Raw genomic sequence first — 26,136 nt, 5'->3', positions numbered from 1 at the left:
TACCCTGCGGCGGCGCCATAACATCTCCATTTGTATCGACGAGCCGGAGGGCAAGGGACAGGGATTGGGATTGGGTTTTGTTGATACGGGCAACCAAGCCTGCCTCGCCCATCCATCAGACGGCTCCTTGCAAGATTGGATTACCCGGCCTTTAGATCAGCCGTCGGATGGGGTTGTGGATTCAGGCTATGCAAGATCCTTCAGGTTTACAGGATGACGACCTAAGGTGGGGTGTTCAATATTCAATATCCAACACGGAATAATGAATATCCAAGGGGGTTATCTATCCGCGTGATCCATTCATCCGTTCAATCCGCGATTCTCAAATGAGGAAGCCACCACTACCATCTAGGTCTTAATTATCTCCCAAACTCAATATCGTCGTCATCCCGAGTGCGTACCGGTTTGCTAAGGACCGGAGTATTGAACACGAGGGATCTCAAAGTGTAAGCTTGCAGCCAGTTCCAGCATTGAGATCCTTCGCAGTAAACTTCCCAAGCTTACATTAAACCCCTCTTCGCTCAGTCCGGCACCTCCCTCAAGGGAGGACTTTGGGGGGTGATTTTTAGTACCGAGTCCTTATAAACTACCTGTTGAATGGAGCCTCAATAAAATTCTCCCCTTGCGCTGGCGTCCCGACCATCGGGGAGGGGAGTTCAATCCAAAAAGTTGTTCCTTTTTTGGATTTCGTGGGGTGTGCGGATACGGGCAACCAAGCTCACTCATCCCCGGATCATGAGCATTGTCTTTATTCATAGAGCTTAAAGCTTTACCCATCGAAACCAGTCAGTTAACAGACACAGATTACTATTCATGAGCTTATGGGAGATTGGTAACAGGCAGGTCTTATTAAGGCAAAGCTTTCATAAAGGCCAGTTAATCTGTGCATAACAAGAGTAGGATAGTTTGGCAACCTATTACTTCAAACCAAACTTAATAAATGATGTCAAAACTATCTTACTTACTCTTGTGTTGTGTATTTCTCTTTACACAACCTGATCTCCTCGCATTTAACAATCCGGTAACCGGTACCATAACCGATGCTACAAATGGTGATCCTTTAGTGGGGGCAACCATTGGTATCCAAGGTACAAATATAGGTACTTCCACAGATATTGACGGAAACTTCTCTCTCGATATTCCTGCTTCCTTTTCCGATGAATCCATACAGTTAGTGGTACGATATGTGGGATATAAAACTCAGTATATCTCTCTTGATGAATCCTCCCGGAATACTTTTTCCATCCAAATGGAGCCCGATTTCGTGGGTGGTGATGAATTGGTTGTCACCGGACAGGGAATGAATATGGAAAAGCGTCGGCTGTCTACCAATATAACTTCTATCAGTGAGAGTGAGATTCAAGCCGCTCCCGCTAATCGCATCGACCAGATCCTGCAATCCAAGATCCCGAATGCCCAGTTTAATATGACAAACGGACAGCCGGGTTCGTCCTCAATTATCAGGGCTCGCGGGGTGGTTTCAGCTTTTAATAATTCCACTCCCATAGTCTATATAGATGGGGTCCGTATTGATAACCTGAATACGGCAGCAACCCTTGGAGGCGGCTCTTCCAGTGGAGCAGCAACCAGTGCTCTCGCTGATATCCCCATTGAAAATATTGAACGCATTGAGTTCATCAACGGTGGTGCCGCTACTACTCTTTATGGTTCTGATGCCGCCAACGGCGTAATCCAGATCTTCACCAAGAAAACAGGATATGGCCGACCTCAGGTCACATTCAGCTCACAAGTGGGCAGCACTACTCCAACCGAAGATTTCCTTCACTTTGATCGCACTTCTGATCTGCTGTATCAGAATGGACTATTCCAGAAATACAATGTTGCTGTAAATGGCGGTGACGATAATTTTGGGTATAGCTTTGCCGGTGGTATTACAGACGACGAAGGCTTCCGCATCAATAATCAAAATGCCAGCCGAAAAGTGGACTTCCGTTCCGGTTTCCAGGCCAAACTTTCTGATGCTTTTACCTATCGTAGTTCTCTCGGTTATGCCCGAAACGACTTCAACCGTGTTCGCAACGGAAACGCCGGCGGTTATACCGGGCTGTGGTTTGCTGAATCAGGGGCTTCTCTTTTTACCGGGCCCGGATTCAATCCGGTACTCAATGAACTTTCTGACACCGAATTCGAAGATATGCAAGCTTTCGTACAGTTAGCTGAAGACCTGCAGCAAAATGAAACATCGATCAACCGGTTCCAGACTTCTCAGATCTTTGAGTATCAGCCCTTGCAAAATCTTGCCATCAAATCTACGGTGGGCCTTGATTATCGTGTGCAGGATGAGAATATCATTACCACCAATGAATACTTGAATCACGTTGATGCACTGGCACCCGAAAACGGACTGTACGACCGTGGCAGTATCCGTAAATTCAACCGTACTTTCCTGGGATTAACGGCTGAGATTACCGGTCAGCATAATCTCGAGGTCGACGACTTCTCTTTTGTTACCACTGTAGGCGGGCAGTTTTTTAGAGATGAAGATCATCAGGTGCTTTACACCGGAACCAATGTCCGGGATGGTGCCACTTCGATCTCTCAGGCTGCTACCACCGAAAGCAATGAATACCTATCCGAGGTGGTCAACTTTGGATTTTATCTGCAAGAGAATGTAGGGTTCAAAAATCGATATTTTGTAGAATTCGGACTTCGTGGCGACGGGAACACCGCTTTTGGTGAAAATGTTGGTATGCAGTTTTATCCCAAAGCCGGACTTTCTTACCTGGTCAGTGCAGAGCCTTTCTTCCTTGACCTGTTTGATAACTCTGTATTCTCTTATATGAAACTGAAAGCCAATTATGGAGTGGCAGGTAACTTCCCGCAACCTTTTGCCCACGAACGAACCATTGCATTTGATGGATTTCTGGGAGAGCAATCAGCTACTTTTGGTCAACAGGGCAACGATGATCTCAGCCCGGAGAAAACCTACACCTATGAAGCCGGTGCTGACTTTGGCTTTGTGAAAGACCGCATCCAGTTCAATGTAAACTACTACTACACCGAAACCAGGGATGCTCTTTTTTATGTACCCATTTCGCCAAGTCAGGGTGAAGGAACTCAACTTCGCAATGTGGGCACGATAGAAAATAAAGGCCTTGAACTGGCAATGACTGTCATACCGGTGATCAATCAAGACTGGGATGTACGCGTTAAAGCAGCATTCAACACCCTGCATAATGAGGTGACCGATGCCGGTGGAGCCGGTGCATTCAACATCAATGGATTCAGCTCCCGAACCATCCAAACTGTAGTAGAGGAAGGGTATTCGATCGGGTACTTGCGCGGCAACAAAGGTACTTTTGAGAACGGCGTCATGACCTCAACTGAAGCTCTTGCTTTCCTTGGGTCAACCATCCCCGATTATTTTGGAAGTGTATCTCTTGATGTGAGCTACCGAAACCTGAACTTTTTTACGAACGGTGATTTCCAGCTTGGTGCCTATGCTCATTCCTTCGACCGTCAATTCCGTTTCAATTATGGTGTTGGCAACGAAGGTATTCCTGATGCCGAGATCCAGGCTAACGGTACATCTAACTGGCTGAACTTTACGGATCAGTTTGTTGAGAAGACCGATTTCTTCAAGGTCAGAACCATCGGACTCAATTACACTTTTGGATCTGAACTGCTTGGGAACCTGGCCAATAGTGCTACCCTCGGTTTTACCGTGCTCAACCCGTTGAATTTTGCCGGCTCCAGCTTCGATCCCGAGGCTACACAAAGTGGTGCCGATCAGGGACAGAACAGTGCCACCACCGGTGGTATCGCTTATGCAGCGGAATCAGCTCCCCGACAGTTTCTCGGTACGTTCAAAATCAATTTCTAAACACATTTTAAATCTACTTCCAATATTATGAAAACTACTCAATTTATTATCGCCGGTTTGCTTGCATTTACGTTACAGGGATGCGGGTTAGATGCCATCGAAAATCCAAACGTTACAGAAGACAAGTTCGTAGAAACACCTCAAGCCTCAGCTACCTGGGTGAACGGTGCCCGCGCTGAAATGGCCTCCAGCCTCAGTGTGATCGTGGAGCTCACCGAACTTACCTCTGACAACTATTTCAACAACCGAACACTGAGCAGTAAGGTATTCGATATCCCACAGATTGTCTATACCGACCTGGATGTAAACCGTATTCAAACTGCTGTTCACAATCTGCGCCGAACAGCTGAATTCGGGCTTGAGACTGTCATTCCTCAAGACAACAGCGCCACCGACGAACAGCGCGCTGAGCTTTATTTCTATCTCGGAGTATCTCACCTTTTTGCAGGTGAATACTTCGTAGGTTTACCGGAAGAAGCATACGGCACTGTGCTGGAACCTTCCGCTCATTTTGATGCAGCGATCGAGGCTTTTGATGAAGTAACTTCCCTTTCCGGTGATACCGACTTGGTTCAGGCTGCAAATCTGGCCAAGGCTCGCATCTCATTTCATGAGGGCGATGTAACTTCATTACGTACCCAGGCTGAAGCGGTGATCAATGCTGCTCCGGCACTGAACTATCAAGTGGAGTATGACGGCATCAACGGCCCTTCCAATGGATTTCAAAACTTCCTGTACAATTCTTCTCAGGATGAATTCGCGCCATTACCGCGACTCGACTTCCTGGATCCAAAATATTACAGTGAAGACGGTGCTGGACAAGATCAAAAACCGATCAGTTTGTTTAAGATCGAAGAGGCTTATCTGATGCTGGCCGAGGCTGATCTCGCTGATGGTGACCTACCCGGCACGCGCACCCGGCTTAAAGACCTGCTTTCTGATGTGATCGCCAATCGCCCGGTAGCTTCTTTTGATGATTCCCGCGAGACCCGCTCCGGAGGTAACCGTGATGACTATCCATTAAGCGATACCGTTCAGGTTCGCTTTGCTCCCGGAGCTCCTGCCGTTTCCGGATTGATCCTCGATCGACAGGATGGCCTCGTTCAGGTGCCTGTGGTTTCAGGAACCAGCGTTACTGCGCAGGATATTGACAATGCAGCTACAGAAGATGAACTGCTTGAACTGATTTACCTTATGCGACAAGAGATTTTCATCTCTGAAGGCCGGCGTGTCGTTGACCTCGGTATTCGGTATCCGGTTTCTGAACAAGAAATGACCGGAAATAACAATATCGATTCCAATAGCCCGTACCTGCAGGCGCAAATCCCCGGTTTCATTCCTTTAGGTATGCAAATGGATGATTTTTCAGTAAATGAAGCTCAAGGCATCGTCACTATCGATGTAAACATAAACCGTGTGCTGGTTCAAAACAAAACAAATGATGCCATCCTCCCACTTTGGTAAACAACTTTCTAACGAGCGACAGTACTACACTGTCGCTTTTCTTTTTACCCTAAATTTATTTTCACTATGAAATTTACAACCATTTTTGGCCTGATCGGACTCTTTGGTCTGTTCAGTTTTTCCGTAAACGCCCAGGATGCTTCCATCAAAGTTTCCGGAACCGTGTTTCACGACACTAATAATAATGGTGTCTTTGATACTTCCGAGGAAGGGATCTCAGGGATAATGATCTCCAACCAAAAAGATGTAACACTCTCAGACTCAGAAGGAGCCTATACCCTGTCGCTTTCTCCCGGACAATCCCTGATGGTCGTCAAACCCTCCGGCTATAACGTACCCTTGGATGAATTCAACATTCCTCAATTCAGTCATGCCTATGCCCCGGAAGGCTCTCCGGATTCACTCTCTTTCGGCGGACTTCCGGCAACAAATGACTTCCCCTCCACTGTCAATTTTCCTCTAACCAAGGCTGAAGATGAATCCACATTCAACGCGTTGGCTTTTGGTGATCCCCAACCGCGAAATGATCAGGAATTGGATTATGTGCGGGATGAATTTGTGAATCAAGCGGCCGGGGAAGATGCTGACTTCATGATGATCCTCGGCGACATCATGTATAACGACCTGTCCCTGTTTGATCGCCACAAAGAGCTGATGGCGCAAACCGACATTCCCATATGGCATGTGATCGGAAATCATGACCTCAATTTTGATACCGATGATAATACTAATGCCCGGGATACTTATAAAAGACAACTCGGAGCAAATTATTATGCTTTTCAATATGGCAAGGTCACCTTCATTGCCCTTGATAATATTGACTATCAGGGTGAAGGAAATCGTCCGAGCTATATCGGTAACATTTGGGGTGATCAATTGACCTGGCTAGAGAACCTACTTCCGAATATCCCCGAAGATCACCTTATAGTATTGGGTACACATATTCCAATCTATTCCTGGGGAGGAGAAACGCCAAATGTTAACACCCTGAATCGTGAATCTCTGTTTGAGCTGCTGGAAGATCGTGAACGGGTGCTGTCGCTGGCGGGACATCTTCACATGACCTATCATCACTTTTTAGATGAAAAAGCAGGATGGACCAATGATGGAACATTTCATCATTTGATTACCACAGCTGTGTCAGGAACCTGGTGGGGCGGGCCAAAAGATGAGCACAATGTCCCTATTACCACCCAGCGTGACGGTAATCCCAATGGATACCATCGTTTTACTTTTAAAAACAATGAATATGAAGAACAACTCATTGGGCTGAACGAAGATGAAGACACTCAACTTCGTATCGAAACACCAATGCATGATGTAACTGCAGCAGATTCTCTGCAAGAGTTGGTTGTGAATGTTTTTAATGGGAACATGTATAATAAGGTATGGTACCGGGTCAATAATTCGGACTGGACTGCCATGAGACAGGAAAACCGCCCTTCTCCATATTACAAGTACTTATTAGCAGAATTTTCGGGTGACTGGAACTCTTCCCTTTCGGCCATCCCAACCAATCATATCTGGGTTGCAGACCTGTCTGACCTACCGAATTCGGATCTTTATCGATTTGAAGTCAAAACCACAGATATATATGGTAAAGAATGGCGCATCACGAAAGTGATAGAAATAAAGTAGTACAAATATTTTTTTAGCTAGAGGATCGGTCTATTGAAAGGGGCCGGTCTTTTTTTTACTCACCAAAGAGTTCCTTCCCCCTTGGTAAGGGGAAGACAGATGGGGTCGTGGATAGAGCAGCAAAGCTTAATTTAACCGTTGGGAACGAGTTAGAATGGGTAGGGGTGATAAATATTGGTAAACGAGGTATTTCTGATCCGGTGGCCCCAAAGGGTCCTCTCCCTCGTTCCAAACGAGTTCGGAACATTCCCTCTCCAAAGAGGGATAGGTTTTTGCTTGCTTAGAGAGCATATACCCTGGCTATGTAATAACCATTTCCCGTAACCCTGTGTCCCTTTGGAGGGACAGCAAGAACAGCTCGACTGTTGCTTTCGGGGAGGACCGGAGGTTAGCCAGAGAAAACCAAGCCTACCCCGCCCATTCATCAGACGGCTCTTGATAAGATTGGATTGCCCGGCCTTTGGATCAGCCGTCGGATGGGGTTCTGAATTCGGAATTTGCAGGATCCTTCTCCCGAATCTTCGGGACAGGATGACTTCGGTTTAAATTGATGCAGTCCACAGCAACCACCCAGACTTAATTCACCTCTTTCCGTTTTGAACCATGATTTACAGGATTATGGGATATTCTTGATTTTTCCATACCCATCATGCTAACCCTTGAATCAGGAAAATCATGGTTCATAGGATGCAGCCACAAACACCCATGCCTTCCATTACCCAAGCGAAGGGTTTACCACTAACAAATCTGCAATGGGATGCACTCGATCAACCCTTCGCAGATACGGGCAACCACGCCTGCCTCGCTCATCCATCAGACGGCTCTTGGCAAGATTGAATTAACTGGCCTTTAGGTCAGCCGTCGGATGGGGCTTATAACCGAACAGGTCTACTTTTGATGCCTTGGCACCTTTGACCCACCCCTTGATCCCCGCCCGAGCGGGGAAGCTCTTTGGGGAGTACTTGTATTGAATTATAGATTTCAGCCAATGGTAACACAGCTTTTACTCTATATCCAAACCCACCACAGCGTCTTCCTCTCCCGGGAGAGGAAACAAAGGTGAGGGTGGGTGGCAAAAGCAACATAACCAAGCCATGGCAACCTCTCACACCCTCCGCCCGACTTCGCATTCGCTCAGACCGGCACCTCCCTCAAGGGAGGACTTTGCGGAGTTGTTAAAGCCGACTGGTTTACCATAGATACCTTTATTGAATTCAATATCCGAAAGTCTCCCCTTGAGGGGAGAGGGCCAATCAGTTCACTGATTTGACCGTGGGGTGTCCGTTTAGGACTCGTTAGTTTTGTTTACGAAGGGATCAGGATCATCCGCGCAATCCCTCAATCCGCCCAATCCGCGATTCTCAAATGATACAGCCACCACAACCTCCCATGTCTTAACTATCTCCTAAACTAACCAAGGAGTCTTCTCCCCTAAGTTTAGGGGAGAAACAAAGAGGGGGTGCAGATACGGGTAACTAAGCTCGAATCCAACACCGGGCGTATGCGATACGCTCTTACTTGATAGTGAGGCGTGAAACGAGTTTTGTATTTGAATCAAACCGTCTGGGAAAACAACTTTTCTTTTGGCTTGTTCTTATGCAGCTTCAGGTCAAAAGCCATGCATACATTTCTTACAAATGGAATGCCGGTTTCGGTTACCCTGATGGTTCTTCCGGAAATCCGGATCAGTTCATCTTCTTCAAGTTCTGACAAACGGGTTTTGATCTGCCTGAATTGGTGTTCGCTTCCGTCAAATTCAGTTTCGAAGCGACACATAACATTCAGGATCTGACGGCGGATCATAAGATCGGTTTCGTTCAGTATATGTCCCCTGAATATGGGGATCTCTCCCCTCTCAACCCGTTGCTCATAGTCTTTGATGTTCTTTTCATTTTGAGCGAAACTGTACCAGCTGTCACTGATGGCTGACATCCCCAGCCCGATCATCACCTTGGTGGCCCCGGCGGTGTAGCCCATGAAATTCCGGTGGAGGTTTCCGTACTGCATGGCTTCATATAATCCGTCAGACCTCAGCGCAAAGTGGTCCATCCCGATCTCCACATATTCATTCTCATAGAACATGTGCTTACCCAATTCATAGAGCCCCCGTTTTTCGTCATCTTTGGGAAGGTCCTCATCATTGAATCCGCGCTGACCGTTGCCTTTGATCCACGGCACATGCGCATAGCTGTAGAAAGCGATACGGTCGGGGCGTAATTCATTGGTCTTTTCGATGGTATCCCGGATGCTCTCTTTGATTTGATGCGGAAGCCCAAATACCAGGTCATGATTGACCGAGGTATACCCGATCTCTTTTGACCATTCGTGTACACGCTTCACAGTATCAAATGGCTGAATCCGATTGATGGCAAACTGTACATGAGGATCATAATCCTGAACGCCATAGGAAACCCGGCGAAAGCCCAGATCATATAAAGCCTGCAAATGCTCTTTCGTGGTATTATTGGGATGACCTTCAAAACTGAACTCAACCTGTTCTGCTGTCTCAGCCTCATCCAGTATTCCATAGATGAGTCGCTTCAGGTTGTCGGGACTAAAGAAAGTCGGAGTCCCTCCTCCCAGATGTATTTCTTTTATGATCGGAGTTATAGGAAGGAGTTCAGTGTACAGCTTCCATTCCTTCAGTACGGTTTTGATGTAAGGGTCTTCTACCGAATGTCGCTTGGTGATCTTTTTATGACATCCGCAAAAGGTGCACAGGCTCTCACAAAATGGAAGGTGTATATATAAGGAGATGCCATCATCGTAAGACTCAGCAAATGCTTTGATCAACGTCGACTCCCAATCCCCGGGATCCAAGCCGGTTTCATCCCAATAAGGGACAGTCGGGTAGCTGGTGTATCGCGGCCCGGGAACATTATATTTTCGTATCAATTGGGTATTCATCATGCCTCATAGTTTTGGGTGAGGATGATACCGGATGTTTGTTAAGATTTGGTGAAAAGGAAATTTTGAATGCTGAATGAGGGAATGTTAAATGGAGGATTAATAAGGGCAGTTGTTTTTTTCTGATCCGGTTGCCCAAAGGGTCCTCTCCCTCGTCCCGAACAAGTTCGGAACTTTCCCTCTCCAAAGAGGGACAGCAAGAACAGCTCGCCTGTTGCTTGCGGGGAGGACCGTAAAGTCAGCCATCGGATGGCGTTCGGGATTCGGAATATCCAATATCCAAGGGGTTTTGATCATCCTGATAATCCTTTAATTCAAGAAAATCATGGCTCATAGGATGCAGCTGCCACAACCACCAATGCCTTCCATTACCCAAGCGAAGGGTTTACCAAATCACAAATCTGCAATGGGATGCACTCGATCAACCCTTCGCAGATGCGGGCAACCAAGCCTACCCCGTCCATCCATCAGACGGCTCTCGGCAAGATTGGATTGCCAGGCCTTTAGGTCAGCCGTCGGATGGGGACTCATGATCGAACAAGTTTACTTTTGATGCCTTGGCCACTTTGACCCACCCCTTAATCCCCGCCCGAGCGGGGAAACTCTTTGGGGAGTACTTGTATTGAATTATAGATTTCAGCGAAGGGGAAGACAGATGGGGTCGTGGAAACGAGTTACCAAGCCTTATCCAACCACCGGGACCGGGTGGTCCCGAACAGCGTTACCAACGTGGTCGTTGGGAACGAGCTTGAGATTGGATTACCAGGCCTTTAGGTCAGCCGTCGGATGGGGTTTTAGAATCTTTTCAGGCAAGTCTGGATAGCAGTAAGCCACATAAGCTCTTTCAACTCCGCAGATCTCTCAGCTTCATGCGTTCATATCCATTCACGCATTCCGTTCGAGATGACAAGCTTGGGGGTTTGGTTATTCCCGGATCATCCTGATAATCCCTTAATCATGTAAATCATGGTTCAATAATGATGCACCCACCACAACCACTAAAACATTAACCACCTCCAAACTAACCAGGGAGTTCCCTTACCCTGCGGCGGTGCCATAACATCTCCATTTGTATCGACGAGCCGGAGGGCAAGGGACAGGGATTGGGTTTTGTTGATACAGGCATCCATGCCTAACTCAACCACTGGGGCCGGGTGGTCTTGTAAGACGTTACCAACGGGGTCGTTGGGAACGATGTGGGGCGGAACAACGAGCACTTCAATATTGGATATTCGATATTGAATATTCAATATTCCCTTGTTCATCACCCCCAGATCTTAAGCATAAAGAATACCACCACTCCAGTTACTGAAACATAGAGCCAGATGGGGAATGTCCAACGGGAGATTTTTTTATGAGTTTTGAATTTCCCGCTCAATGAATAGTAAAAACTGGCGAGCACCAGGGGCACCACAAAAATGGATAGCACGATGTGCGTAATGAGAATGAAAAAATATACGGGGCGCACAAATCCCTCTCCCATGAATTTGGTGTCTCCTACAAAATGATGATACACCACATAGCTGACCAGGAATAAGGAGGAAGTCACAAAAGCCGCCAGATTGAAACGCATGTGCTTTTGGAAATCGCGGCGTTTGATCTCTCTGAAAGCGAGCAACAGAAATATGGTACTTAATGAATTCAGACCGGCATTAACGGCCGAAAGGTTTTTAACCCAGGGCGCAGGTGTTTCGGCTCCTTCATTGAAATAGATCAGCCAGAACAGGAACAGCACAGCTGCAGCACTGAGCCCAATTATTAAGGTCAACGCTTTCTTCGCACTGATCTGCTCTAAAATGTTGGAAGATTCCGGAAGTGTAAATTTTTCGTTCATAAATAAATGCTTCTATATAGTTATCTGCCAAAGGTAAGACTTGCTAAACAAATTCGTGAAATTTTTCCGTTCCTTTTCGGCATTTTTGTGAAATGTATACTATCTTTTCAGCCATTCAATCCTAAACGGATTCCGGAGTCATCGTTAATTTATTTAGAACAGTTTTAAATAGAAGACTGTTCTTTCTTTTAGTTCAATTTCCATTGAAAAAATTGATAGATTTGCGCGGCTTCTGAACGGGAGCAATTTTGCTCTATACGAAAACTTAAATCAGCAATCTTTATGGCGCAGATTTTCCCCAAGTGGACAAATCAGGTTCCCCGAAAAATTTTAATTGGATTAATCGTTGTACTGAACGCACTCGTTTTTGGTGTTTGGTATTTCTTTTCCCCTGAATATACTGATGTTGGCTATGCTCCGGAACAACCTGTTCCTTACAGTCACAAACTTCACGTAGATCAGCTTGGGCTTGATTGTCAATATTGTCACACCAGTGTTACCGAATCTAAGCAGGCAAACATTCCTGCAACTCAAACCTGTATGAACTGTCACAATCAAATTCAGACAGACAGTGAAAATCTCGCATTGGTTCGCGAAAGTTGGGAGACCGGAAAGTCCATTGAGTGGATCCGGGTTCACAATCTTGCTGATTATGCATATTTCAATCACTCTGCGCACGTAAGCGTTGGTGTTGGCTGTGAAAGCTGCCACGGCCGGGTCGATAAGATGGAAGTTGTATATCAGGCTGAACCACTCAGTATGAGTTGGTGCCTTGATTGCCACAGAGAACCGGAAAAATATATACGTCCCGTTGACGAAGTTACCACCATGGGATATGAAGTTGAAAATCAGTTAGAGCTTGGAAGAGCATTGGTAGATAAACAAAACATTCATGCTCCAACCTACTGCCAGGGTTGTCATTATTAATAATGAAGGATTCAGAAATTACAGATCAACAGATGAGCGAAGAAGTTAAAAAAACCACGTATTGGAAGAGCTTAGGCGAATTAGCTAATAATAAAGAGTATCAAAAATTCGCTGAGCGTGAATTCCCGGAAAATGCTACTGAACTGACCGACGGTGTTTCCCGCCGAGGATTCCTCCGTGTTATGGGAGCTTCCGTAGCTTTAGCAGGATTGGCAGCATGCCGCCGCCCGGTTCAAAAAATATTACCATACTCCAGACAACCTGAGAATGTGGTTGCAGGAGTTCCTTTGTTTTATGCAACGGCCATGCCGGTTCAGGGCAATTTAGTTGGATTGGTTGCTGAAAATCATGAAGGCCGCCCGACCAAGCTTGAAGGAAATAACCTTCACCCGGCCAGTAAAGGCGGAACCAGTATTTACAACCAGGCGGCTATTCTCGGACTTTATGATCCTGACCGCTCCCGTTCTCCTTTAAATAATGGAAACAAAGCTTCCGTTGAAGATTTTGAGACCTTCGCAAGTTCTCATTTTGCAAACACCGGTCAGCGTATCGCTTTTATTTCCGAAGCAAATTCCTCTCCTACATATAATGGTATAAAGGAGCAGGCGCTTTCGAAATTCAACAATGCCACCTGGGTTACTTACGAGCCTTTCGGCGAAGATAATGTGCTTGAAGGAAATCGTATTGCTTTCGGAGGCCGATTGCGTTCTCACTATAATTTTGAAAATGCAGACGTCATCGTTTCTTTGAATGATGACTTCATGAGTTCTACACATCCTAATAATGTAGAGTATGCCAAGCAGGTTTCGGCTCGCAGAAAAGTAACCGACACCAATGGTGAAATGAACCGCATCTATTCGGTAGAAGATTCTTTCTCCCTGACCGGCTCTTTTGCGGATCACCGCCTGCGACTTAAAGCCAGCCAAATGGAGGCATTTACTTATGCCCTGGCTGCAGCACTTTCAACCCGGGTTAATGGATTGAGTGCTTTTAGCGGATACTCAAATGAATTTTCTGACCATCAGTGGATCACTGTTCTTGCTGATGACCTGGCAGCCAATGCCGGAAATTCGGCTTTAACGGCTGGAGCTCAGCACAAACCTGAAGTTCATGCCGCAGTTGCAGCCATCAATCAGGCCTTAGGCAATGCAGGAAGCACGGTCAATTACCTTGAAGTGCCTCACGCAGATGATGAATACAGTACGGCTGCTTTTGCCGATGTTGTTGGCGAAATGAAAGCCGGCAATATTGATACGGTTGTCATGGTTGGGGTGAATCCGGTATTCACCGCTTCTGCCCTTGATTTTGAAAACGCCCTCTCCAATGTTGAAACCGTAGTCAACCTTTCTGATTACGTTGATGAGACTTCCAAGAAAACAACCTGGCACGTAAACCGTGCACATTTTCTCGAAGCCTGGGGCGACGGTTTTTCTTATGGCGGTGCACGTTCTGTGATCCAGCCGCAAATTCAGCCTTTACATAATGGACTGAGTGAAATTGAGTTTTTGAATATCATTGTTTCCGGTGAAATGACATCCGGCTATGATATGGTTCAGGATACCTTCCGTGGATTTTACAGCTCCGGCTTCAATAATCGCTGGACCAACATACTCCATGATGGTATTGACACCACCGATAATTTTAATGCCGTTAATGTGGGATTAAGTTCCGGTTTTGCTTCTGCAATGAATCGGGCTACATCAAATGTATCTACAACTTCAGGTATTGAAGTGGTGATACGCCCCGATGCTACTTTATATGACGGGCGTTACGCAAACTTAGGCTGGCTTCAGGAGCTTCCTGACCCAATGACCAAGATCACCTGGGATAATGTGGCTCTTATGAGTCCTGCCACAGCAGAGAATTTAGGTATTGAAGAGCCGCGCCCCGGAAGTGATGACTATGATGTTGTTGAAATCACAGTAAACGGAAAAAGCATTGAAATTACAGCCTGGATACAACCCGGGCATGTGGACGATGCCATCACCCTGACTACCGGTTACGGCAGAAAAGGACTTGGCCGTGTTGCCACTTCTTATATTGACTATACGGTTGGCGGTGTGGATGTGTATCCATTGCGAGGCACTTCAGATATGCTTTTTGCATCTGCAGATGTTTCCAAAACCGGCAACACTTACGAAATTGCCTGTGTTCAGGGTCATCATGACCTGGAAGGCCGCGATATGTATCGACAGGCTTCCCTTTCTGAATACAAAGAAAAGCCGGATTTCGCTTCTTTTGAATCAGTTCACACCTATCCTGTACCGGGAATGGCAGAAATGAGAGAAAATGGAGACGATGACGGACCTATTTCTCTTTTTGACGAGCAAACTTATCCCGACTATGAACCACAATGGGGAATGGCTATTGACCTGAACTCTTGTTTTGGTTGCGGTGTGTGTGTGATCGCTTGTCAGTCTGAGAACAACATTCCGGTGATCGGCAAGAAGGAAGTTAAGAACGGCCGTGAGATGCACTGGATCAGAAATGACCGCTATTTTGTGGGCGATGATCCGGATTCACCGCAAGCTGTTCACCAGCCGGTTCCATGTATGCATTGTGAGTTAGCTCCGTGTGAGCAGGTTTGTCCTGTTGCGGCAACTACCCATAGTGCAGACGGAATGAACCAAATGACGTATAACCGCTGTATCGGAACCCGGTATTGCGCGAATAACTGTCCGTACAAAGTTCGTCGTTTCAACTTCTTCAACTATCCAAAAGAATATTTAACCACCGGTGACGATCCCGATATCATCCAAATGGCGATGAATCCGGAAGTTACCGTTCGTTTCCGCGGTGTGATGGAAAAATGTACGTATTGCGTGCAGCGTGTTAATCGTGCCAAGATCGAAGCCAAAAAAGAGACCGGTTCTCCGAAGCCGGCTGATGGTACCGTGAAGACCGCTTGTCAGCAAGCTTGTCCTGCCGATGCCATTTACTTTGGCGACTTGACCGACGATAACAGCGAAGTTGCCCGAATGAAGCGCAACGAAAGAAATTTCCAGATGCTCGAGGAACTGAATACACGTCCGAGAACATCCTACATGGCTAAACTTACGAACCCAAACCCAGCTTTGGCTTAAGATATTAATCAGGAATACATCCAAAACATGAGTAAATACCAATACGTACCGGAACCCGCTCTTGTAAAAGGCGATCACGATTTTGCGAGCCTTACACGACTGGTTACTGATATAAATTTACGACCCACTCCAAAAATATGGTACTTGTGCATGATCGGGGCCAATGCCCTGCTTATGGTTATGGTTGCTGCCATTGGGTACCTAATTTGGGAAGGAACCGGAATCTGGGGGCTTAACAATCCTGTTGGTTGGGGTTGGGCTATCATTAACTTTGTATGGTGGGTTGGTATTGGCCACGCCGGAACGTTGATCTCAGCGATCCTTTTCCTATTCCGGCAGGACTGGCGTACCGCCATTAACCGTTTTGCGGAAGCGATGACCATCTTTGCCGTTATGTGTGCCGGGGTATTTCCGGCCATCCACGTTGGTCGTATCTGGGCTATCTACTGGGTATTCCCGATCCCGAACCAAATGGCGATGTGGCCAAACTTCAACTCTCCCCTTCTCTGGGATGTGTTTGCAGTTTCAACCTACTTCACCGTTTCCCTCCTTTTCTGGTACGTTGGCCTGGTTCCTGATCTCGCAACGATTCGCGACCGCGCTACGGACAAGATCAGAAAGGTTACTTACGGAATTTTCTCTCTGGGATGGACCGGCTCAAACCGCCACTGGTGGAATTATGAGAAGGCGTATATGATCCTTGCCGGATTGGCTACGCCGCTGGTACTTTCGGTTCACACCATTGTATCCTTTGACTTTGCCGTTTCCATGATTCCCGGATGGCACACCACCATTTTCCCTCCATACTTTGTTGCCGGTGCTATTTTCTCCGGTTTCGCCATGGTGCTTACGCTGATGCTCGTTGCCCGTAAGATCTACGGCATGAAAGATATTATGACTGATGATCACATGGAGAAGATGAATATTGTGATCCTGGTTACCGGCTCTATGGTAGGCTTTGCCTATATGATGGAATTCTTCATTGCCTGGTACAGTGGCGTTGAATATGAAAAAGCTATTTTTATACTGAGGGCAACCGGTCCTTATGCATGGGCATACTGGGCTATGATGACTTGTAATGTACTTTCTCCTCAGTTCTTCTGGTCTAAGAAATTACGAACCAGCGTTGGCTTCACCTTCTTTATTTCTATTGTGGTGAACATCGGTATGTGGTTTGAACGATTTGTAATTACGGTTACTTCACTGGCAAACGATTACTTGCCATCAAGTTGGGATTATTACTCTCCAACTATCTGGGACGTTTTGACTTACGTTGGAACATTCGGTCTCTTTTTCACCATGTTCCTGCTCTTCCTGCGCTTCCTTCCAATGGTTGCTCTTGCAGAGATCAAAGCGGTAATACCACAAGCCGACCCTCATAACTATGATGAGGAAACCGGCGAATTCCATAAGCCAAAAGTAGAAGTACCTAAACCTCAATCTGAGAAGGTTTAAAGATCATGAGTACTACAGAAAAACAAAATTTATACGGCATACTCGCTGAGTTTAGAAACCCTAAGGAACTGACGGATGTGGCCAAAACCATGTCAAAGTCCGGATTCAGTAAGTTTGATACCTTTAGCCCTTTTCCTATTCATGGAATGGATAAGGCTATGAAACTGAAGAAGTCTAAGCTTGGCTGGATCGTTTTTGGCCACGCCATTCTCGGATTTACCGGTGCTATTGCCATGATGTATTACATGTCGGTTATAGATTACCCGATCAACATCAGCGGAAAACCTTTTTTCAACGCACCCGCCTGGGTTCCCATCACTTTTGAACTGACCGTATTACTGTCATCTTTTGGTGCTGTATTCGGGATGTTTTACCTGAATGGGCTTCCAAAGCTTAATAATCCTCTTTTTAATGTAGAACGCTTTAAAAAAGCAACTGATGATGGGTTCTTTGCCTGCATCGAAGCTGAAGATGACAAATTTGATGCTGATGAAGTAAAGAAACTGTTTAAGGAAGCCGGAGCTACCCACATCGAGGAAGTTTATGAATAAAACGAACACGCAAATATCATTTCCAGGAATGAATTTTAAAGGAATGTTTAAGATTGCGGGCATTTTTGCGCTCGGAGTCTCTCTCTCGGCTTGTCAAGGCCAGCTTTCTGAAAAGCCGCCTATCCACCCCAATATGAATATGGATCAGCAGCCCCGAAAAGAGGCTCAGGAGGTTAACAACTTCTTTGCTGATGGACGATCCATGCGCCAGCCTGTTGAAGGAACGGTAGCTCGGGGATTCGCTAAATTGGATACCGAATACTATGAAGGCGTTGATGAGAACGGAGACTTTATTGAGGAAATTCCTGTAGACCTTACCCGGTCCTTCTTATATCGTGGAAAAGAACGCTACGAAATTTTTTGTACTCCTTGTCACGGCTCAACAGGAGCAGGTAACGGAATTATTATGGAAGGAAATTATGGCTATGTGCCCGCTCCTTCCTATCACGATCAGCGTGTAAGAGATCTTTCTGATGGTGAACTTTATTCAGCTATTTATAATGGCGTTCGAACCATGCCTTCATATGCTACCCAGATACCCGTTGAAGACCGATGGGCTATCGTAGCTTATATTCGTGCACTTCAGGAAAGTCAAATTATCTCTGAAGAGGAATTACAACAGTACGATGTTGATATTTCTGCTCTGAATTCACAAGCTGCTGCGGAACAAGCTAAAGCTGATTCTATTGCGGCAGCCCGGGAAGCAAGTTCAGAAGGCCAGGAGCCTACTATTGCCTTAGGGCAAGAGGCTATCACTGCCAATGCATGCGGAACTTGTCATAATGAAGATGGTTCTGCAGGCGGGATCGGGCCAACCTGGGCCGGATTATTCGGAAGCGAAGGTGAAGTGATCACCGAAGCCGGTGAAACTATTACGGTAACAAAAGATGAAGACTACATTCGTGAGTCTATTGTGCAGCCTAATGCTAAAAAACCTGTTGATTATGCTCAGGGCGTGATGGCTTCTTACAGTTACCTCTCAGATGTTGAGATCGAATCCATTATCCTGTACATCAAAAATCTCGAAAACTAAGAACTTTGCTTAATTCACTTACACAATGAGTCATAAGCCTACTATAACAGATTCTTTACAATTTCCAGCCGACAGCAAAGTTCCTCGTGCTTTATTTGGGATCGGTGCCGTTGGCCTTATTGCCACTATCATCGGTTACTTCTTTGATGCCGACCAGTTTTTCTTCTCTTACTTAGTCAGCTTTACCTTTTTTACCGGAATTGCATTGGCGGCTTTGATCATGGTGATGTTACACCATATTACCCGTTCAAGCTGGGGAGTTGTATTCAGACGAATTGCAGAAACTTTTTCTTCAAACTTGTGGATATGGGCTATCTTTATCCTTCCGATCCTGCTTGGTATCCATAACCTGTACCACTGGAGTCACCCGGAACTGCTTGATTATGGAAGTGCTGATTATGACAAGATCGTAGCAGGTAAATCTGCATATCTTAACTCAACCTTTTTCATCATTCGTCAGGTTATATATTTTGTGATCTGGGGATATTTGGGCTATAAGCTTCATAAAGTATCTGTTGAAATGGATAAAACCGGAGACTGGGGTTTAACCTCCCTCCTTCGAAAAGTGAGTGCACCGGGAATTCCGCTTTTCGCACTTACTGTAGCCTTTGCAAGTTTCGACTGGTTGATGTCGCTTGATCCTCACTGGTTCTCCACCATGTTCGGAGTGTATTTCTTTGCAATCAGCTTCCAGGCATTCTGGCCTGTAATGATCTTGCTCGTATTTTATATGCAACGAAAAGGAATGTTCACCAATACTATCCGTCAGGTGCACATTTATGACCTGGGCGCCTGGTTTTTTGCTTTCACTGTTTTTTACGCATATATCGCTTTTAGTCAGTTTTTACTTATTTATTATGCCAACCTTCCGGAGGAAACACTATGGTATTTCCACAGACTGGAAGGCGGATGGGAGTTCATAGCCTACAGCTTATTGATCTTCCGTTTTGCAGTTCCATTTTTGATCTTGCTGAATCGTGAAGCCAAAAAGAACAGAACCGTTCTAACCGGTGTTTCGATCTTAGTACTCATCATTCACTTTGCAGAAATTTATTGGATAGCAATGCCGGTCTTATCAGACCATGGTATCATCTTTAGTTGGATGGATATTACCGCTTTCATTGGCTTGGGAGGCTTGTTCTTTGGACTGTTCTTCCACACGCTTAAGAAGCATGATATGATTCCTAAAAATGATCCAAAACTGGATGACTGTCTCTCTAAATCGTATCACCAATAATCGAATTACCGATGTCAGAAAAGTATAGTTCAGAATTTAAAGCTAAAGTAGCACTCGAAGCCGTTTCACAGAGTCGTTCTGTAATTCAGCAGATCGCTGAAAAGCATGACCTGTCTGAAGAAGAGGTGATCTCATGGGCAGCACAATTAAATCAGGACGCTGCAAGTTTATTTGGAGCCGAACAAGCCCCTGTTGATGACGGAAGCGAAGTGGAAGATGTTGACATCACCACGGAAGATGAGGAGTTTGCTGCAGCTGTTTCTCACGGAGTGATGAGTGATAACATGAATTACGGTAAACTCATTTTCTGGTCTACGTTGGGAGCTTCTCTTGTTATAATTTTTGTTATCGGATTGGTTTATTTTTCCCAGTACAGCTTGTTTGAAGCACAGAAAGAAGCCTCTTCAAGAGTAACGTATTCTGATTTCAGTGCTTTGACAGCTGAACAGGAAGAAGAGTTAAACAGTTTTGGTGTAGTTGACCTCGAAGAAGGTATTTACAGAATTCCTATTGACAGTGCTATTAGCAGAATAGCCATAGACTAACATAATCATGAGACGTTTTACACTGTTAGCACATATGCTGCTTGCAGTGTTTCTGACTTCACAGGCTGCTCAAGCGCAGCTAAATCGTGAACAACCGGACGCGCTGCAAAATCTTGGCGTAGATGAACATTTGGGAGATTATATCCCTTTGGATGCCAAATTTGCAACTTCGAACGGAGATAGTGTACTTTTAGGTGATCTGCTTGAAGAAGGAAAGCCTGTTTTATTGAACCCTTTATACTACGAATGTCCTATGTTATGTGGGTTGGTTCTGGACGGAACCATAAATGTAGTTGAAGAACTCCAGTGGAAACCTGGAAAAGATTTTATTGTTTTATCGATCAGTATTGATCCTGAGGAAGATGCTGAACTGGCTGCAAGGTCGAAAAAAAATTATCTCAGCCAAATGGACTCGACCACGAGAAATGGCTGGTATTTTTTGACCGGTAATAAAAGTCAGATCGATAAGGTTGTTGAAGCCGTTGGGTTTCGATACAAAGAAATTGAAGGAACCGGAGAATATGCCCACAGTGCGGCAATAATGCTCCTGAGTCCTGATGGGAAGATAACCCGTTATTTGTACGGCATCTCCTATGATGAATTTAATGTTCGCAGCGCTCTGTACGAGGCCGCAGATGGAAAGATTGGCAACACCATAGACAAAGTTGTTATGTACTGTTACCAATATGATCCTGATTCCGGTAGTTATACACCGGTAGCAATTAATATTATGAAGCTTGGTGGCTTGGCTACACTGATAATTCTCGGTATATTCTTAGGCTCGCTTTGGCTTCGCGAAAAACGCAAAAAACAAACCTCAAAAACTGAATTTAACTAATGGGCAGTTTATTCGATTTTATGCTCCCGGAGCTTAAATCTCCAATGACAGGAGCAAGTACCGATGCGTTGATGGCTTTCATCCACATCGCAAGCTTCATTATTCTTGCCGGTGTAACGATCGCAATGATCTATTTTGCGATCAAATATAAGCGCAAGTCAGAAGACGACGAAACACCACTAATCACCCACGACAATAAGCTCGAGATCACCTGGTCGGTAATACCTCTTCTTTTGGTATTCATCGTATTTGGATGGGGATACAAAGGATGGTTAAACCTCCAAACCCCGCCGGATAACGCTTATGAGATACAGGTTTCTGCCTACAAGTGGGGATGGACCTTCAGCTATGAAAATGGAGCTCAGGTTGGAAATGAAGTTCATGTACCCGCAGGGCGTCCCGTTAAATTAGTGATGCAGTCTCAGGATGTATTGCACTCCTTCTTTGTACCGGACTACCGTATCAAGCAGGATGTACTCCCTAACCGCTATACCACCGTATGGTTTCAGGCAGAGGAAGAAGGCGAGTCTCAGGTTTTTTGTACTGAATATTGCGGAACTTCCCACTCTGATATGTTAGCTACTGTAGTTGTTCACACTCAAGAGGATTTTGAGAACTGGTTAGCTGAGCAAAATACAGGAGGAGGCGGAACTCCCGTTGAAAGAGGTGAAAATCTCGTTACACTTCAAGGATGTGTCACTTGTCATTCTGTAGATGGCTCAGCAAAGATCGGTCCTACTTTCCAGGGACTATTTGGCCGTGAAGAAACAATGACCGATGGAACCACTCTTACTGCTGATGAAAACTACATCAGAGAATCTATTTTGGATCCCGGAGCAAAAATTGTTGAAGGATATCAGAATCAGATGGTTAGCTATGAGGGTCGCCTAAGCGACGAAGACATCTCCGATATTATTGAATACATTAAAACTTTAGAAGATTAATATGTCAACAGCTGAAGTAACACCGGCATCTACCGGCACTAAAAAGACATTAAAGGTAAAACGGTTTAAGCCGTCCGAAGATCCCAAAAACACGTATCTAACGGATGAGAAAGGGCTTTGGGCCTGGATGACCACCGTTGATCACAAAAAGATCGGACTCATGTATCTGGGTTCCGTTACGTTCTTTTTCTTATTGGGAGGTATCTTAGCTCTTCTTCTGAGAACTGAGCTTTTAACTCCGGCAAAAACATTCATCGAAGCGGATACATACAATCAGTTCTTTACGCTGCACGGAGCTATTATGGTATTCTTCGTGTTGATCCCTTCTATCCCTGCCGCACTTGGAAACTTTGTGCTGCCTATGCAACTTGGAGCAAAGGATGTTGCGTTTCCGAGGCTTAACCTTGCCAGTTTTTATATCTATGTGATCGGAGCGATCTTTACATTCATAGCTCTTGCAAATAATGGATTGGATACCGGCTGGACCTTCTACACCCCTTACAGTACCGAATCCTCATCCAGTGTGATTTGGGTTACCTTAGGGGTCTTTATACTTGGATTTTCATCCATTTTAACCGGTACCAACTTCATTGCTACCATTCACAAGTTACGGGCTCCCGGTATTACTTGGGGTAAACTACCTCTGAACTTATGGGCATTATACGCCACAAGTATTATTCAGGTTTTAGCAACGCCTGTGCTTGCAATCACATTGTTACTGCTTACAATGGAGCGTTTTCTTGGGATAGGAATTTTTGATCCTGCCCTTGGCGGTGACCCGGTTTTATTTCAGCACTTCTTTTGGTTCTATTCCCACCCGGCGGTATATATTATGATCGTACCAGCTTTTGGAATTATCTCTGAAGTGATCACCACTTTCTCCAAAAAACACATTTTTGGATACTGGGCTATCGCACTTTCATCATTAGCCATTGCTTTTATTGGCTTCCTGGTATGGGGACACCATATGTTTACCTCAGGACAGTCTGCCGTAGCAACCACTGTGTTTTCGTTCCTCACGTTCTTAGTGGGAATTCCTACCGGTATCAAGATCCTGAACTGGGTGGCAACATTGTATAAAGGCTCTATTGAAATGAAGACACCGATGATCTATGTGTTCAGCTTCCTGTTCATATTCTCCATCGGAGGTTTTACGGGGATCATGCTTGGAGCCCTTTCAGCCGATATTCACCTTCATGATACGTACTATGTGGTAGCTCACTTTCACTATGTGATGATGGGAGGTACCCTCATCGCCTTCCTTGCCGGACTCCACTACTGGTGGCCAAAAATGACAGGCAAGATGTACAACGAATTTCAGGCTAAGATTGGAGCTGCTTTAATTTTTATCGGCTTTAACACAACCTTCCTTCCTCAGTTTATTATGGGATCGCAGGGAATGCCGCGTCGATATTATAACTACATCGATCAGTTTACCATATTCCACCAAACTTCAACTATAGGTTCTTATATACTTGGAGTAGGATTCCTACTGATCGCTTACTACTTAGCAAAATCATTAATGAGTGGTGAAAAAGCCGGTTCTAACCCGTGGGGAAGCCGTGGTTTGGAATGGCAGGCAACTTCACCGCCTGATTTCCACAACTTCGATCACACTCCGGTGATCATTAATGGTCCTTATGATTATCACAAGCCTATGGAAGAATTCCAGCTTGGCTTGGCTAATGAAGGTAATGATCACTGATAGAATTAAAGCTCGAAGAAGAGTAGAGATCAAAAAAATGCAAACCAACAAAACACAACTCGGGAAGTAAATGGCGAATCATTCGACTTCACACCCTACGCATGTGCATCATCATTTTGTTGATTCCGATCAGCAATTTGATACCGCAAAATTGGGTATGTGGGTGTTCTTAGTAAACGAAATCTTATTTTTTGGCGGATTATTTTGTGCCTATATCGTCTATAGGGCATGGTATCCGGAACTATTCCAAATGGCTGCACTTGAGCTTAACACCTTTTGGGGAGCAGTAAATACTGTAGTCCTAATCGGTAGTAGTTTAACAGTAGCTATGGCCATTCGATCTGCCCAAAAAGATCAAATGAAAGGCTTGAAGATCAACCTGCTAATTACCATTGGACTCGCCATAGTTTTCATGGTCATTAAGGGATTTGAATATGCTCATAAGTTTGAGCTTGGTATTTTCCCGGGTGAGTATTATACCTATGAGGGGCTTGACCACCCTCAGGCAGCTATATTCTTCAGTATTTATTATATGCTGACCGGAGTTCACGCTTTGCACGTTCTGATAGGTATCGGACTTATATACTGGATCTATCTGAGAGCAAAGAAAGGAGAATTCAGCAGCGAATACTATACCCCTGTTGAGATCACAGGCCTTTACTGGCACTTGGTTGACCTTATCTGGATCTTCCTCTTTCCGCTACTTTACCTCATTGAATGACCCAATTTATCCTAAACGATTTTAGACTATGAGCGCACATAATCACGAACATCATATTTCTACAGCAGGCCAGCTTTGGGCCGTTGGAACCGCATTATTGATACTGACCATCATTACGGTGGTAGTCGCAAAATTTGTTGCGATTCCCCCTCCTTTTGATGTGGTCACCGCTATATCCATTGCTTTAGTGAAAGCATTTTTAGTAGCAGCATTCTTCATGAATCTATACTGGGATGTTAAATTTAATGCAATGCTATTGATCATGGCTGTCATCTTCTTTCTCCTGATGATCTCCATTACATTACTTGATACCATGTATCGTAATGATGTAGTTCCATCGTTCTGATCTCAGCCAAATAACAGTTTTTATATCAAAGCCCCTCATTGTTGAGGGGCTTTTTTTATGCCTTTTAATACCCTCTGTTCTGAATCCTGTCTGCTGATTGTTATATTCTAAGTGAACCAAATTTATCGTGTATGAGCTTATCAAAAACAACCTTAGGACCTTTTGAATTATTTACCATTGAAACCGGAGACTTCCGCCTTGATGGAGGGGCCATGTTCGGTGTAGTGCCAAAAACACTATGGTCGAGAAGCCTCCCCGCTGATGAAAAGAACAGGATCCCTATGACCATGAGATGCCTGCTTATCAAATCAAACAATACCGGAAAACTGTATCTGATAGATAATGGAGCCGGCTCCAAGTTCAATGAAAAGATGCAGGGTATATACCAGCTCGATCAAAGCTCAAAGAATCTTGAACATTCATTCGCTGAACATGGATTCAGGTTTGAGGATGTAACTGATGTCATCTTCACTCATCTGCATTTTGACCATTGCGGAGGAACCAGTTTTTATAACGACAATGATGAACTTGAACTCACCTTCCCAAAAGCTGCATACCATGTGGTAGGCAGTCATTGGGAAAATGCGAATGATCCTAACGCCCGGGAGAAAGCGAGTTTCTTTCCGGAAAACATAGATCCCATCAAGGATTCCGGTAATCTGAATTTAGTAGAGGAAGATCATGAATATGAACCGGGACTTTCAGCCATCAGCGTAAACGGACATACTATCGGACAACAGCTACCAAAGATAGAAGCGGATGGAAAAACCATGGTCTTTGTTGCAGACCTGCTCCCAACACATGTACACGTTCCCCTGCCCTGGGTTATGGGTTACGATATGTATCCGGTACAAACGTTAGATGAAAAAGATGCGTTTCTGAAAGAAGCAGCCGATAAAAAGTGGAACCTGTACCTGGAGCATGATGCTGATCACGAAATGATCCGAGTTGAGTATGAAAACCATCGTTTTTCAGTCTCCAAAAAGTTCAGCCTGAATGACCTTTAATGAGTAATAAATAAGTGGTATCTAAGTTTTATAACAGCCACATCTTCCTTATTGTGA

Annotated in this window: 19 protein-coding genes; 17 read left to right on the top strand and 2 right to left on the bottom strand. The window is 45.1% G+C overall.

Features of this window, described 5'->3' with window-relative positions; all coding sequences use genetic code 11:
- The 4 genes from ACFSVN_RS06255 to ACFSVN_RS06240 form a co-directional block, all read left to right on the top strand.
- The coding region (locus tag ACFSVN_RS06255; protein ID WP_390300128.1) for a hypothetical protein at nt 1–217 on the top strand (217 nt) is incomplete at its 5' end.
- A gap of 723 nt (nt 218–940) precedes the next feature.
- On the top strand, nt 941–3,844 hold the full coding sequence (locus tag ACFSVN_RS06250; RefSeq protein WP_390300126.1) for a TonB-dependent receptor domain-containing protein: 2,904 nt from the start codon (nt 941–943) through the stop codon (nt 3,842–3,844).
- A 27-nt stretch (nt 3,845–3,871) separates the two neighbouring features.
- Nucleotides 3,872–5,308, top strand: coding sequence for a tetratricopeptide repeat protein (locus ACFSVN_RS06245; RefSeq protein WP_390300124.1), 1,437 nt, complete (start codon nt 3,872–3,874; stop codon nt 5,306–5,308).
- Between the two features lie 66 nt (nt 5,309–5,374).
- Nucleotides 5,375–6,946, top strand: a complete 1,572-nt coding sequence (locus ACFSVN_RS06240; protein ID WP_390300122.1) for a calcineurin-like phosphoesterase C-terminal domain-containing protein — start codon at nt 5,375–5,377, stop codon at nt 6,944–6,946.
- Between the two features lie 1,554 nt (nt 6,947–8,500).
- Here the strand turns inward: ACFSVN_RS06240 and hemN are convergent.
- Together hemN and ACFSVN_RS06230 are read right to left on the bottom strand one after the other, a co-directional pair.
- Nucleotides 8,501–9,853 (bottom strand): oxygen-independent coproporphyrinogen III oxidase, encoded by a 1,353-nt coding sequence (hemN, locus tag ACFSVN_RS06235; RefSeq protein ID WP_390300160.1) that lies wholly within the window; start codon nt 9,851–9,853, stop codon nt 8,501–8,503.
- A 1,264-nt stretch (nt 9,854–11,117) separates the two neighbouring features.
- Nucleotides 11,118–11,687 carry a DUF420 domain-containing protein gene (locus tag ACFSVN_RS06230; RefSeq protein ID WP_390300120.1) on the bottom strand — a complete coding sequence of 190 codons (570 nt, stop codon included), beginning with the start codon at nt 11,685–11,687 and terminating at the stop codon, nt 11,118–11,120.
- Nucleotides 11,688–11,969: 282 nt separating this feature from the next.
- Here ACFSVN_RS06230 and ACFSVN_RS06225 point away from each other — a divergent pair, with 282 nt between their 5' ends.
- The 13 genes from ACFSVN_RS06225 (at nt 11,970) to ACFSVN_RS06165 (ending at nt 26,079) form a co-directional block, all read left to right on the top strand.
- On the top strand, nt 11,970–12,614 hold the full coding sequence (locus ACFSVN_RS06225) for a cytochrome c3 family protein (RefSeq protein ID WP_390300118.1): 645 nt from the start codon (nt 11,970–11,972) through the stop codon (nt 12,612–12,614).
- 2 nt (nt 12,615–12,616) lie between these two features.
- Nucleotides 12,617–15,697 (top strand): TAT-variant-translocated molybdopterin oxidoreductase, encoded by a 3,081-nt coding sequence (locus ACFSVN_RS06220; protein WP_390300116.1) that lies wholly within the window; start codon nt 12,617–12,619, stop codon nt 15,695–15,697.
- Between the two features lie 27 nt (nt 15,698–15,724).
- The gene (nrfD, locus tag ACFSVN_RS06215; protein ID WP_390300114.1) at nt 15,725–17,152 is read left to right on the top strand and encodes an NrfD/PsrC family molybdoenzyme membrane anchor subunit; all 1,428 of its coding nucleotides are present in this window, start codon (nt 15,725–15,727) and stop codon (nt 17,150–17,152) included.
- A 5-nt stretch (nt 17,153–17,157) separates the two neighbouring features.
- The gene (locus ACFSVN_RS06210) at nt 17,158–17,703 is read left to right on the top strand and encodes a DUF3341 domain-containing protein (protein ID WP_390300112.1); all 546 of its coding nucleotides are present in this window, start codon (nt 17,158–17,160) and stop codon (nt 17,701–17,703) included.
- Between the two features lie 43 nt (nt 17,704–17,746).
- A complete protein-coding gene (locus ACFSVN_RS06205) occupies nt 17,747–18,736 on the top strand; it encodes a c-type cytochrome (RefSeq protein WP_390300110.1) in 990 nt (329 codons plus the stop codon).
- 25 nt (nt 18,737–18,761) lie between these two features.
- Nucleotides 18,762–19,973 carry a hypothetical protein gene (locus ACFSVN_RS06200; RefSeq protein ID WP_390300108.1) on the top strand — a complete coding sequence of 404 codons (1,212 nt, stop codon included), beginning with the start codon at nt 18,762–18,764 and terminating at the stop codon, nt 19,971–19,973.
- A gap of 11 nt (nt 19,974–19,984) precedes the next feature.
- Entirely contained in the window at nt 19,985–20,518 is a 534-nt protein-coding gene (locus ACFSVN_RS06195) for a transposase (RefSeq protein WP_390300106.1), read from the top strand.
- Between the two features lie 7 nt (nt 20,519–20,525).
- On the top strand, nt 20,526–21,356 hold the full coding sequence (locus ACFSVN_RS06190; RefSeq protein ID WP_390300104.1) for an SCO family protein: 831 nt from the start codon (nt 20,526–20,528) through the stop codon (nt 21,354–21,356).
- The gene (coxB, locus tag ACFSVN_RS06185; protein ID WP_390300102.1) at nt 21,356–22,300 is read left to right on the top strand and encodes a cytochrome c oxidase subunit II; all 945 of its coding nucleotides are present in this window, start codon (nt 21,356–21,358) and stop codon (nt 22,298–22,300) included. The genes ACFSVN_RS06190 and coxB overlap by 1 nt, the downstream gene beginning before the upstream one ends.
- Nucleotide 22,301: 1 nt before the next feature.
- Complete coding sequence (gene ctaD, locus ACFSVN_RS06180) at nt 22,302–24,005, top strand: cytochrome c oxidase subunit I (protein WP_390300100.1); 1,704 nt, start codon at nt 22,302–22,304, stop codon at nt 24,003–24,005.
- 70 nt (nt 24,006–24,075) lie between these two features.
- Nucleotides 24,076–24,726, top strand: coding sequence for a cytochrome c oxidase subunit 3 family protein (locus tag ACFSVN_RS06175; RefSeq protein WP_390300098.1), 651 nt, complete (start codon nt 24,076–24,078; stop codon nt 24,724–24,726).
- Nucleotides 24,727–24,754: 28 nt separating this feature from the next.
- The gene (locus ACFSVN_RS06170; RefSeq protein WP_390300096.1) at nt 24,755–25,072 is read left to right on the top strand and encodes a cytochrome C oxidase subunit IV family protein; all 318 of its coding nucleotides are present in this window, start codon (nt 24,755–24,757) and stop codon (nt 25,070–25,072) included.
- 131 nt (nt 25,073–25,203) lie between these two features.
- Nucleotides 25,204–26,079, top strand: coding sequence for an MBL fold metallo-hydrolase (locus ACFSVN_RS06165; protein ID WP_390300094.1), 876 nt, complete (start codon nt 25,204–25,206; stop codon nt 26,077–26,079).
- Nucleotides 26,080–26,136: the final 57 nt, after the last annotated feature.

Source organism: Gracilimonas halophila (assembly GCF_042684365.1).
GTDB classification, from domain to species: domain Bacteria; phylum Bacteroidota; class Rhodothermia; order Balneolales; family Balneolaceae; genus Gracilimonas; species Gracilimonas halophila.
The sequence above is the reverse complement of the archived record's forward strand: the minus strand, read 5'-3'. Positions and strand labels throughout refer to the sequence as shown.

Bases quoted from the DNA above. Each gene is read 5' to 3' on its own strand.
- ACFSVN_RS06230 (WP_390300120.1), bottom strand. From the start codon at position 11,687: ATGAACGAAAAATTTACACTTCCGGAATCTTCCAACATTTTAGAGCAG.
- nrfD (WP_390300114.1), top strand. From the start codon at position 15,725: ATGAGTAAATACCAATACGTACCGGAACCCGCTCTTGTAAAAGGCGAT.
- ACFSVN_RS06225 (WP_390300118.1), top strand. From the start codon at position 11,970: ATGGCGCAGATTTTCCCCAAGTGGACAAATCAGGTTCCCCGAAAAATT.
- coxB (WP_390300102.1), top strand. From the start codon at position 21,356: ATGGGCAGTTTATTCGATTTTATGCTCCCGGAGCTTAAATCTCCAATG.
- ACFSVN_RS06170 (WP_390300096.1), top strand. From the start codon at position 24,755: ATGAGCGCACATAATCACGAACATCATATTTCTACAGCAGGCCAGCTT.
- ACFSVN_RS06195 (WP_390300106.1), top strand. From the start codon at position 19,985: ATGTCAGAAAAGTATAGTTCAGAATTTAAAGCTAAAGTAGCACTCGAA.
- ACFSVN_RS06210 (WP_390300112.1), top strand. From the start codon at position 17,158: ATGAGTACTACAGAAAAACAAAATTTATACGGCATACTCGCTGAGTTT.
- ACFSVN_RS06200 (WP_390300108.1), top strand. From the start codon at position 18,762: ATGAGTCATAAGCCTACTATAACAGATTCTTTACAATTTCCAGCCGAC.
- ACFSVN_RS06245 (WP_390300124.1), top strand. From the start codon at position 3,872: ATGAAAACTACTCAATTTATTATCGCCGGTTTGCTTGCATTTACGTTA.
- ACFSVN_RS06175 (WP_390300098.1), top strand. From the start codon at position 24,076: ATGGCGAATCATTCGACTTCACACCCTACGCATGTGCATCATCATTTT.
- ACFSVN_RS06250 (WP_390300126.1), top strand. From the start codon at position 941: ATGATGTCAAAACTATCTTACTTACTCTTGTGTTGTGTATTTCTCTTT.
- ACFSVN_RS06205 (WP_390300110.1), top strand. From the start codon at position 17,747: ATGTTTAAGATTGCGGGCATTTTTGCGCTCGGAGTCTCTCTCTCGGCT.
- hemN (WP_390300160.1), bottom strand. From the start codon at position 9,853: ATGAATACCCAATTGATACGAAAATATAATGTTCCCGGGCCGCGATAC.
- ACFSVN_RS06165 (WP_390300094.1), top strand. From the start codon at position 25,204: ATGAGCTTATCAAAAACAACCTTAGGACCTTTTGAATTATTTACCATT.
- ctaD (WP_390300100.1), top strand. From the start codon at position 22,302: ATGTCAACAGCTGAAGTAACACCGGCATCTACCGGCACTAAAAAGACA.
- ACFSVN_RS06240 (WP_390300122.1), top strand. From the start codon at position 5,375: ATGAAATTTACAACCATTTTTGGCCTGATCGGACTCTTTGGTCTGTTC.
- ACFSVN_RS06220 (WP_390300116.1), top strand. From the start codon at position 12,617: ATGAAGGATTCAGAAATTACAGATCAACAGATGAGCGAAGAAGTTAAA.
- ACFSVN_RS06190 (WP_390300104.1), top strand. From the start codon at position 20,526: ATGAGACGTTTTACACTGTTAGCACATATGCTGCTTGCAGTGTTTCTG.